Origin of the sequence: Rhodocyclus purpureus (assembly GCF_016653115.1) — a bacterium.
GTDB classification, from domain to species: Bacteria; Pseudomonadota; Gammaproteobacteria; order Burkholderiales; family Rhodocyclaceae; genus Rhodocyclus; species Rhodocyclus purpureus.
The window spans coordinates 1-9,549 of sequence record NZ_NHRX01000025.1 but is presented as its reverse complement, the minus strand read 5'-3'; the positions used below and the strand labels follow the sequence as shown (position 1 = coordinate 9,549).

General features: G+C 66.4%; 8 protein-coding genes. 2 read left to right on the top strand and 6 right to left on the bottom strand.

What is annotated here, in order from left to right:
- Positions 1-182: 182 nt before the first annotated feature.
- The 5 genes from CCR84_RS05110 to CCR84_RS05090 form a co-directional block, all read right to left on the bottom strand.
- Complete coding sequence (locus CCR84_RS05110) at positions 183-1,370, bottom strand: class I SAM-dependent methyltransferase (RefSeq protein WP_201210291.1); 1,188 nt, start codon at positions 1,368-1,370, stop codon at positions 183-185.
- A gap of 118 nt (positions 1,371-1,488) precedes the next feature.
- Positions 1,489-2,094, bottom strand: coding sequence for a class I SAM-dependent methyltransferase (locus CCR84_RS05105; protein ID WP_201210290.1), 606 nt, complete (start codon positions 2,092-2,094; stop codon positions 1,489-1,491).
- A 719-nt stretch (positions 2,095-2,813) separates the two neighbouring features.
- Positions 2,814-4,007 (bottom strand): efflux RND transporter periplasmic adaptor subunit, encoded by a 1,194-nt coding sequence (locus tag CCR84_RS05100; protein WP_242508553.1) that lies wholly within the window; start codon positions 4,005-4,007, stop codon positions 2,814-2,816.
- 17 nt (positions 4,008-4,024) lie between these two features.
- Positions 4,025-6,394, bottom strand: coding sequence for an ABC transporter permease (locus CCR84_RS05095; RefSeq protein WP_201210289.1), 2,370 nt, complete (start codon positions 6,392-6,394; stop codon positions 4,025-4,027).
- Positions 6,395-6,592: 198 nt separating this feature from the next.
- Positions 6,593-7,309, bottom strand: coding sequence for an ABC transporter ATP-binding protein (locus CCR84_RS05090; protein ID WP_201210288.1), 717 nt, complete (start codon positions 7,307-7,309; stop codon positions 6,593-6,595).
- A 21-nt stretch (positions 7,310-7,330) separates the two neighbouring features.
- Between CCR84_RS05090 and CCR84_RS16770 the strand changes: the two genes are divergently transcribed.
- On the top strand, positions 7,331-7,657 hold the full coding sequence (locus CCR84_RS16770) for a type II toxin-antitoxin system YhaV family toxin (RefSeq protein ID WP_338052569.1): 327 nt from the start codon (positions 7,331-7,333) through the stop codon (positions 7,655-7,657).
- A 162-nt stretch (positions 7,658-7,819) separates the two neighbouring features.
- Here the strand turns inward: CCR84_RS16770 and CCR84_RS05080 are convergent, their stop codons facing one another.
- Positions 7,820-8,665 (bottom strand): toll/interleukin-1 receptor domain-containing protein, encoded by an 846-nt coding sequence (locus tag CCR84_RS05080; protein WP_201210287.1) that lies wholly within the window; start codon positions 8,663-8,665, stop codon positions 7,820-7,822.
- Positions 8,666-9,046: 381 nt separating this feature from the next.
- Here CCR84_RS05080 and CCR84_RS16685 point away from each other — a divergent pair, with 381 nt between their 5' ends.
- Positions 9,047-9,172 (top strand): hypothetical protein, encoded by a 126-nt coding sequence (locus tag CCR84_RS16685; protein WP_274610778.1) that lies wholly within the window; start codon positions 9,047-9,049, stop codon positions 9,170-9,172.
- The last annotated feature ends 377 nt before the right edge of the window (positions 9,173-9,549 follow it).

Sequence of the window (9,549 nt, the reverse complement as noted above, 5' to 3'; positions counted from 1 at the left end):
CTCGACCACTTGCCCGGAGGCACCAAAAAACGCGTCGACTGAGCTGCCATCCCTTCGCGAAAAGCACATGTAGTGCCACTCGCGAAAAATTTTTAACGCAAGACTATGTTTTACAAGGAAAGTTTAAAGTAGCTGTTAAACCCGGGTTAGCGAAGCATACCCCCCAACGCGCGGTGCGGGCTTCAGAGCGTCGCGCTGCGCTCGTTGCGCGCGAAGCCGACCAGCGGCCCTTCGATGCCGCGGCCGAAGGCGATCACCTTGAACAGCTCGCCCATCTCGGCCGGCGACAGCAGTTTCTGCGCGGCGCTCGCCAGCGCCGGCCAGCGCGCTGGGTCTTCCGCCTGGGCGCGCATGAGGACGTCGGTCAGCCCGCAGTTGAGCAGGAAGGCCGCCTGCGTCGTGTAGCCGAGCAGCGACAGTCCGGCCGCGCAAGCCGCCTCGGCCAGCGCGCTGAAATCGACGTGCGCGGTGATGTCCTGCAGCCCGGGATCGGAGAGCGGGGTGTCGCTCGCGAAGTGGCGGCGATGACACATCAGCGTCCCCTCGACGCGCTGCGGATGGTAGTACTCGTGCTGCGGAAAGCCGTAGTCGATCAGGAGCAGGGCGCCGCAGCCGATGATTCCGGCCCAGGTCGCGGCCCAGGCCGGTCCGGCGAGCGCCAGCTCCGAGACGTAGGGCGGAGCGATGCCGCAGTCGGCGGCGAGCGTTTCGGCGCGTTCGCGCAGGAACGCGGGCGCCGGGCGCTCGGCCCAGGCCAGCGCGGCCGGGTGGCCCTCGCCGGCAAGGACGACGCCGCGCTCGAAGACGCCTTCGTCGCGCCAGGCGAGGAGGTGCACGGGCATTGCGTCGAGCACCTCGTTGCCGATCACCACCCCGTCGAAATGCTCGGGCAGGCGGTCGAGCCAGACGACGCGCCCGGCGAGGTGCGGCGCGCGCGCCTCGATCGTCGCCCGCTGCCGCTCGCGCAGGCTCGCCGACAGGTCGAGGATCGCGTAGCGCTCAGGCGTGGCGCCCAGGCGCTCGAGTTCGACGAGCAGGTCGGACGCGAGCCGACCCGAACCGGCGCCGACCTCGATCAGCTGCGGCGCGCTCCGTTCCATCAGCTCGGCCACCTGCACCGCCAGCGCCGCGGCAAAGCCGCCACCGAGTTCGGGCGCCGTCACGAAGTCGCCGCCGGCGCCGAACTGGCGGTCGTCGGCGGCGTAGTAACCGAGCCCAGGGGCGTACAGCGCCAGCTCCATGTAGCGGGCGAAACTGATCCAGCCGCCGGCGCCATCGATCTCGTCAGCGATGCGCGCGAGCAGGGCGTCGGCGCGCGCGTCGGCAGCTGGGTCGGCAGAAATGACAGCTTGAGTAGGGAGAGGCCGCATGTCGGAAAGGCGCGGAAGAAAGCCGGGATGATGCGGCCTCGCGGCGAGCGATGCAAATCAAGGCAGTTAAGGGGACGGTATACTCAATTCCAAGGAATCAAGTATCCCGTCCCCTTAACTAGATACGCACGACCACGGTCACGTCGTCGTCGGCGTAGTCGTCGATGACGCGCACGTCGTCGGAGAGCTGGCGGCAGAAGGCGAGCACGGCGTCCACGTCGCGGCCCATCAGCTGCGTGTGGCTGGGGAAGACGCGCGCGTCGAGCAGGTTGAAGATCAGCGTGCGCGTCGCCGCCGCGTGCAGGCGGGCGACCGTCTCCTCGACGTAGCGGGGGTTGGCGGTGCGGTAGGCGAAGACGCCGCTGGCGACCACATGCTCGGCACGGGGCAGGGCGATCGTGTTGAAGTCGCCCTCGATGAAGCTCGCGCTGGCGTCGCCGGCGTATCGTTCGCGCGCCTTGGCGATGAACTCGGGCATCTGCTCGACGCCGGTGTAGCGGACGCCGGCAAAGCGCTGGTCGAGGAAACGCTTCAGGTCGCCGGTGCCGCAGCCGGCGTCGAGGACGCTGGCGTCCTCGAAGTCGGCGGCCTGCGCGATGGCCTCGAAACGCAGGCGCTGGCTGGCGGGGGCGCGCCAGCCCAGCGCCTCGACCGTGCCGGCGCCGTAGGTGGCGATCTGCTCGCGGTGGAAGTGGATGCTCGGCTCTCTGTCTTTCGCTTGCATGCGGTTCCTCTGGTTCGGCCTTGCGCGTGGGGAGAGGCTATTTTCCCGGAGCATCGCGAATTCCGCCACCCGAGCGCACGCAACAGCAGCTTCCACCAGCCCGTGCCATGGAGCTTGAAACCTCCTTCCAGCCACGAAAAACACGAAATCCACGAAAGGAAGAGAGCGCTGCAGTCGTTTGGCGAGCGGCCCGATGGCCATCCCTGCCCAGCGTCGAACGATCATGGCAAGTCGTGCCACCACTGAGCATGAAACGCAGCCATTCGCTGCCGTCATTGCGAGGTGTGTAGCGCCATGGCAATCCAGTTCGTTCTTCCGTCTTCTCGCCCTGGCCGGCTATCCGCGGGGCAACCCGGAACCAGCCCTACGCACTGGATCGCCACGCCCTGCGGGCTCGCGATGACGAATCTGCCTGGGGGCAATGCCGTCATTGCGAGGCGTGTAGCGCCGTGGCAATCCAGTTCGTTCTTCCGTCTTCTCGCCCTGGCCGGCTATCCGCGGGGCAATCCGGAACCAGCCCTACGCACTGGATCGCCACGCCCTGCGGGCTCGCGATGACGGGCTGCTGCTCCGGGTCAGCGGCTTCACCCTTCGCTGTTTCACGGTAACGCAATGAATTATATGGTTTTTTCGTGCCTTTCGTGGCCGACTGCCTTTTCCGGGAGGAAGCGCGTCCATTCGCGGCTGCCGCCGCTCCTACAGGCTCCCGCGGGGACCGCTCAGCGCGCCTGCACGCGCACGCCGTCACCGACCGTGTCGTCGGCCTGGGCGACCAAGGTGTCGCCGGCCTGGAGACCCGCCAGAATCTCGCTGCGCAGGCCGTCGCTCTGGCCGATCTGCACCGCGCGCAGCCGGGCGCGGCCGCCTTCGACGACGAAGACCGCCCAGCCTTCCCGGTCGCGCAGGAGCGCGCTGGCCGGAACCTGCAGGATGTCCTCGCCTTCCCAGAGGACGAAGCGCGCCTCGACGCGGTAGGCGTCGCCGAGCCGCGCCCACTCTTCGCGCGGCGAGGAGAAATCGACGATCACGCGCACGCGCTGCTCCTCGACGCCGAGCGCCGACACCTCGGTGAAGCCAGCCGGCTCGACCACGCGCACGACGCCCGTGAGCGGCTGCTCGCCGCCCCAGCGCTCGAACAGCACCTTGCCGCCCGGCCTGATCTTCACCGCCTGCGCCGAGAGGACCTCGACCTCGACCTCGAGCGACTCCGGGTTGCCGATCTCGAGCAGCGGATCGCCGGCGCGCACCTGGCCCTCGCTCTCATGCACGATCTTGAGCACGCGGCCGGCGACCGGGGAGAGGACGCGCATCGTTTCGGCCGCGCCGCCGGCCTGCTGGCGGTTGAAGCTGGCCAGCACCGCGCGCGCCTGTTGGAGCTCGAAACCCGCGACGCGCGCGTTGTGCTCGGCAGCGAGCCGGATCGATCCGCTGCGCGTCAGCTCCGAGCGCGCCTTGTCGACCACTTGCGCCGAAACGAAATTGGCTGCGTGCAGGGCCTCCGTACGGGTGAACTCCTGCTGCGCGAGTTCGGACTGCGCGGCTGCGGCGCGGGCATTCTCGCGCGCGGCGGCCAGTGCGGCGGCCGCCGCCTGCACGCGCGCGGCGGCCTCGGCGCGCGCACGCGGGTCGAGCGCATCGGCGCGCGAAGGTCCGATCGCAGCGAGCTCCTGGCCGACGCCGACCGGGTCGCCCGCGCGCAGCTCGATGCGCTGCGCGTAGCCGCTGACCGGCGCCGAAACGAGGTAGCGCTCGATCACCCGCGCCTTGCCTTCCTCCTCGACGCTGACGGTGAGCGGCCCGCGCGTCACCGTCGCCAGTTCGACGGGAACCGCGCGCGGCCAGAAACCGAACGCCAGACCGCCGGCGATGACGAGTGCCAGGATGGCGAAGCCGATGTTTGCGCGCTGCTTCATCTGATTGCGCAGCCTTCCTATTCGCGTGTCTTGAGCACGCCGACGAGATCGAGTCTGCCGAGTTTGCGCCACACCAGCAAGCCCGACAACAGCGCCGAGACCAGCACCACCGAGGCCCCCAGCGCGTAGTTGGCCGGGGTCAGCGTCAGCGGCAGACGGTACAGCTCGCCGTTGAGCGCCAGCACCAGGATCCAGATCAGGCCGATGCCGACGAGCATGCCGAGCGGAATCGCGGCGAGCGTGAGCACGGCGAGTTCACCGAGCAGGATGTAGGCGACCTCGCCGCGCGTGAGCCCGAGCACGCGCAGGCTCGCGAGTTCTCGCCCGCGTTCGGAAAGCGCGACGCGCGCGCTGTTGTACACGACGCCGAAGCCGATCGCCGCGGCGAGCAGCGTCGCCACGGTGTTGTAGAAGAGGATGAATTCGCCGAGCGTCGCGTAGAAGCTGCGCACCGCCGAGGCGTTGGCGACCATGCCGAGCACGCGCGGGCGCTCGTGCAGCAAGGCATAGACCGCGTCCTCGTTGCCGGGCTTTAGCGCGAGGTAGGCGCCGCTGACGACGTCGCCTTCGCGCAGCAGCGCGTTCAGCGAGTCCTTCTGCATGTACGCCGAGACGCCGAAATACTGCTTGGTGATGCCGAGCACGGGAACCTCGAGCACCTGGCGCCTTCCTTCGAGCACCTCGACCGTGATCCTGTCGCCGGGTTTGACGTGCAGGATCTCGTCGGCGAGGTAGTCGGTGAGCACGACGCCGCCGGCGGGAACCTTCACGGGCTTCAGCGCGCGGTCGAGCGAGCGGTGCAGCTGTCCCTGCGGCAAGATGCCATAGACCGCCGAGCGGTAGCTGTAATTCCTGAAGCGCAGGATCGCCGGCACGTCGCGGAAGCCCTCGACATGATCGACGCCGGGCAGCGCCGCCAGTTCGTGTAGCGCCTTGCCCGAGGTCGGTTCGGTGAAGGTGAGCGCCAGGTCCTCGCGCGCCGCCTGGCGGAAATGCACGTCGACCATGTAGTGGATGGCGTCGCTCTGGTAGTTGCCGACCATCATCAGGCCGCAGGCACAGGCGACGCCGAGCACGGTCAGCAGCGACTTGGCCGGATGCCGCTCGATGTGGCGGGCGATCATGCGCGAGGGAGAAGAGAGCAGCGCAGCGAGCCCGATGCGTTCGACGACGGTGGCGTGATAGACGGTCGGCGTCTCGGAACGCATCCCCTCGGCCTGCGTCAGCCGCGCCGCCTTGAACACCGCGAACAGCGTCCCGGCGATCGCGGCGACGCCGGCGACCGCCAGCGCAAAGACGACGACGCGCGCATCGAGCCGATAGTCGAGCCAGGGGAAGCGGAAACTCGTCTCGGTGTAGATGTTCGCCAGGCCATGCCCGAACCAGGCCCCGAGGCCCGCGCCGGCGGCGACGCCGAGGACGACGATCAGCATCACCAGCTTGACGAAGTGCCAGCCGATCGCGCCGTTCGTGTAGCCGAAGGCCTTGAGCACCGCGATCTGCTCGCGCTGCAGCGCGATCAGCCGCGAGAGGACGACGTTGAGCAGGAAGGCGGCGACGCCGAGGAAGATCGCCGGAAAGATCGTCGCCGTGGTCTGCAACTGGTTCAGTTCCTCGCTGAGGAAACGGTTGGAGAACTGGTCGCGGCGCGCGTAGGCGCCGGTGCCGCCGTAGCGCGCGAGGACGGCATCGACGCGCGCGATCACCTCGCGCAGGTCGGCGCCCCGGACCAGGGTCAGCGCGACGTTGTTGAACGCGCCCTCCATGTCGTAGGCGGCGGCGAGCGCGCTGCGCCGCATCCAGAGCACGCCGTAACGCTTGAAGTCCGGGAACAGCGCGCCGGGGGCGATCTGGTACACGTACTCGGGTGAGACCGCGATGCCGACCACGGTCAGCGTCTTGCGCTTGCCGTTCACGATCACCGACAGCGTGTCGCCGGGGTCGATGCCATGCCCCTCGGCCAGCGTGTCGGAGAGGATCGCCTCGTCCTCGCTGTACGGCTCGACCATGCGCCCGCGCTTCAAGTGCAGGCGGTTGAGCTCGGCATCGCCGCGGTCGGGCAGGGACAGCAGGAGGCCGGTGACGGGGTCGGCGAAGCCCGGAACCTCCAGCCTGGCGCCGGCGGCGACGCGGGTTTCGAGCCGATCGACCCCGGGCAGCTCGCGCAGCCGCTCGGCCACCGGCTCCGGCGCGCGCTTCAGGTCGGCGAAGGCCTCGGCGAAGCGGTAGTCGCGGTAGAAGCGGTCGCGCGTCGTCACCAGCGAATCGTAGGTCGACAGCGACATCACCAGCGTCGCCACGCCACCCATGATCACCGCGGCAATGGCCAGCGCCTGCCCGCGCATGTGCCACAGGTCGCGCAACAGCTTGCGGTCGAGGACGCTCATCGCCTCCTCCCGGTTAGAGGTTCATCCTCAAGACTTTCAGCCACGAAAAACACGAAAGCCACGAAGGGAAGCCTAGGGTTGCCGTCGTTTGGCACCTACCCCTTGGCCATATCAGCTCGCTGTCGAACCCAATGAACGAGTTCGTGTGTTTCGTGCATTTCGTGCATTTCGTGGCCAAGTGCTTTTTACAGCTTCATATCACCAGCTTAGTTCGCGCGCCGCGCGCGGGTTGGCGTTGTCCTGGATGTCGACGATGCAGCCGCCCGACAGGCGGATCACCCGGTTGGCCATACCGGCGATGATCGCGTTGTGCGTGATCAGCACGGTCAGCGTCCCCAGCTCGCGGTTCACCTTCTCCAGCGCCTCGAGGACGACGACGCCGGTCTGCGCATCGAGCGCGCCGGTCGGCTCGTCGCAGAGCAACACAGCCGGATTCTTGGCGATCGCGCGCGCGATGGCGACGCGCTGCTGCTCGCCGCCCGAGAGCTGCGCCGGGAAGTGATCGAGCCGGTCGGCGAGGCCCACCAGTGCCAGCGCGTCCTCTGGCCGCATCGGCGCCCTGGCGATCTCGGTGACCACGGCGACGTTCTCGCGCGCGGTCAGGCTCGGGATCAGGTTGTAGAACTGGAAGACGAAGCCGACGTGGTCGCGGCGAAACAGCGTGAGCTCCGCCTCGCTCGCCGCGGTGAGCTGGTGGTCGAGATAGAAGACCTCGCCCGACGTCGGCGTGTCGAGCCCGCCCAGGATGTTGAGCAGCGTGGACTTGCCGCTGCCGGAAGGCCCGAGCAGCACCACCAGCTCGCCCGCGCGCAGCTCAAGGTCGATCCCGCGCAACGCCGGGACCGAGACCTCGCCCATCCGGTAGGTCTTGGTCAGGGCCGAGGCACGGAAGACGACTTCGGGAGCAGCGTTCATGGAGAACTCGAGCCTTCAGGGGTGCATGCATTCACTCTACACCCGGCATCGCCATGCCGTCAGCAAGCCAGGTGCGATGAATCGCGCCCTTTCGCGGCTGCCACCGCGCCCACAAGAAACACTCGCAGCATCGGCCTATCGTGGGACCGGCTGTTCTTTCGCTACCACGCGCCGAGCAAGGTGATCGTGTTCGCGTGGGTCAACGACGATGCCAGCAAACGCGCCTACGAAAGCAGCGACGACGCCTACCGGGTGTTTCGCAAGATGCTCGAAAGCGGTCATCCTCCGGACGACTGGAACGAGTTGCTGGCCGAGGCACAGCTTCTATCACCCAGCTCTCGCCGTTAAGGCGCAAGGTGTCAGATAGCGCGCTTGGTACAGCACTTTGGCTCAAGCGCCCGCCGTGAGCCAAAAAAATATTCGTAGCGACAGATGGTTAGATGAGGAAAGCCTTCATTTGGCACACAGCCTTGGCTCACGTTTGGCCGATAGGCGTGGCCTTGAGCCAAATCATGGCAGGCGGTAACGAGTTCCTCTTCGAGCCCCCTCTCGAGACAACTTGCCCTCTTTCACCAGTTGTTCGAGCGCACGGCACACGCGTGACCGTGGGATTTCCGGGCCGATCCGTTGGTGAATATCGCCAATTCTCGTGTCTGGATGGCGGTAGACGTCTTCCACGATCAGTGCAGCCAGGCGATGCGGCCCGATGCGCTTGAGGGTGCACTCGACGGCGAGGTCGAGGCTGCGCGGCGGAGGCGGATCGAAAAAGTAGCGCGTGGCTTGGGTGCCCCCCGCCCTCTGCGTCAGATAGTTGGCGTGGCCTGGATTGTCGCCAAAACGCAGGGGATAGGCGGTGTCACGTTCGCGGCGCTTCGGCTCGCCGATCGGGTGAGGTTCGACGCCGGCCTGATCAAGCAGCGCATCGTAGAGTTTCTGGTACGCTGCTTCGCTGTCCAGACAGTGAAAGGTCTGTCCACGTACCGGCTCGGGGATGAATTTCGCATCGTCGGGGTGGAACAGGACCGGGACAAAGCGTTTCGTATGGCTACGCGCGTCGTAAATTTCCTGCGTGATGATCGCGCCTTCCCAGTCGCCCCCTTTTCCGGCTCCCGGAGATTCGTGTCCCCGGAAGCGGCGATAGTAGGTTTCGGTACAGCACAGCAAAACCCGATCAGCGTTATCGATCTGGTTCAGCATCCAGCGCGGCCACCCATCCAACGGACTACCCCCAACGTAACAGTCGATCTCTGCGACGATTCCGTCCTGCCGCAGTCGCTGTGACAACCCGAGCACACGTTCGCGATGCGCTTCCGAATCGTGACTGTAGCTGATGAAAACCTTGGGTCTGTCCGCCATGCCGCTTCCTTCATCATCTCCCGTTGGCAATTCTACAACGCCACATTCATACGGAATCGAAGCCGGCGGATCGCTTGCAGGCTCATGCCACCGTGGCAACGGGAAAACTAGACGAACTTGACGAGCTTGACGAAGATGAGAGTGTGAGCGTCGACCTCCGGACGACTCCACGGAGAAGGAGAGAGCGAGAATGACCGCAAAAACGATGAGCGTCCCCCTTGCCATGAACGACCTCGGGGACCGTGTTCACGAACTTGTTCGTCACCCGTCCAGGGGCGCCGAAGGATGCCGCGAAAATCTTCACCGAGGCCCTCGATCTCCATATCCGCGAGTTTGTCGAGGAAAGGCTCCAAGCCAAGGCTCGACAGCGGGACGACCGCCGTGGTCCTCTTCGACAGGGCCGCTGCGCGTGTGCGCCTTCTCCCCGGCAGCGGCCCGGTGAAGTTCGGCGACGCCGAGGAACTCACCGCCGCCGTCCGTTCGACGGTTCCTTATTGTCTGGTCTGAACTCGGGAGCACTGGCGCTCTTCGGCAAATGCCTGATCAGACCGAAGGAATCGGCATTTCTCCTCGAATCGTGGCCTCGCGTTGCATCCGCTCGTCGAACCCGTCGCCGAGATATACCGACTGGCAGAACCCAAATGCCACAATGCGAGACCCGACACCATGAGCCCTTCGTGACCCCATGTGCCCTTTACGGCTGGCTGAGCAGACTCAAGCCGGCACTTTAATCAGTCGTCGTCTGAGCTACAGCTAAGGAAGCACTGATTTAATCGAAACCAGCCGACGCCTGCCGTCGGCAGCCGCTCTTTGAGATAATGACGCCCTGCCTCACGCTCGTGACCGACCATGCAAGCCACCTTCTCCGAACTTGAGTACAGCGC

Excerpts from the sequence above, each read along its gene's own strand:
- CCR84_RS05110 (WP_201210291.1), bottom strand. The coding sequence starts at position 1,370 with ATGCGGCCTCTCCCTACTCAAGCTGTCATTTCTGCCGACCCAGCTGCC.
- CCR84_RS05105 (WP_201210290.1), bottom strand. The coding sequence starts at position 2,094 with ATGCAAGCGAAAGACAGAGAGCCGAGCATCCACTTCCACCGCGAGCAG.
- CCR84_RS05100 (WP_242508553.1), bottom strand. The coding sequence starts at position 4,007 with ATGAAGCAGCGCGCAAACATCGGCTTCGCCATCCTGGCACTCGTCATC.
- CCR84_RS05095 (WP_201210289.1), bottom strand. The coding sequence starts at position 6,394 with ATGAGCGTCCTCGACCGCAAGCTGTTGCGCGACCTGTGGCACATGCGC.
- CCR84_RS05090 (WP_201210288.1), bottom strand. The coding sequence starts at position 7,309 with ATGAACGCTGCTCCCGAAGTCGTCTTCCGTGCCTCGGCCCTGACCAAG.
- CCR84_RS05080 (WP_201210287.1), bottom strand. The coding sequence starts at position 8,665 with ATGGCGGACAGACCCAAGGTTTTCATCAGCTACAGTCACGATTCGGAA.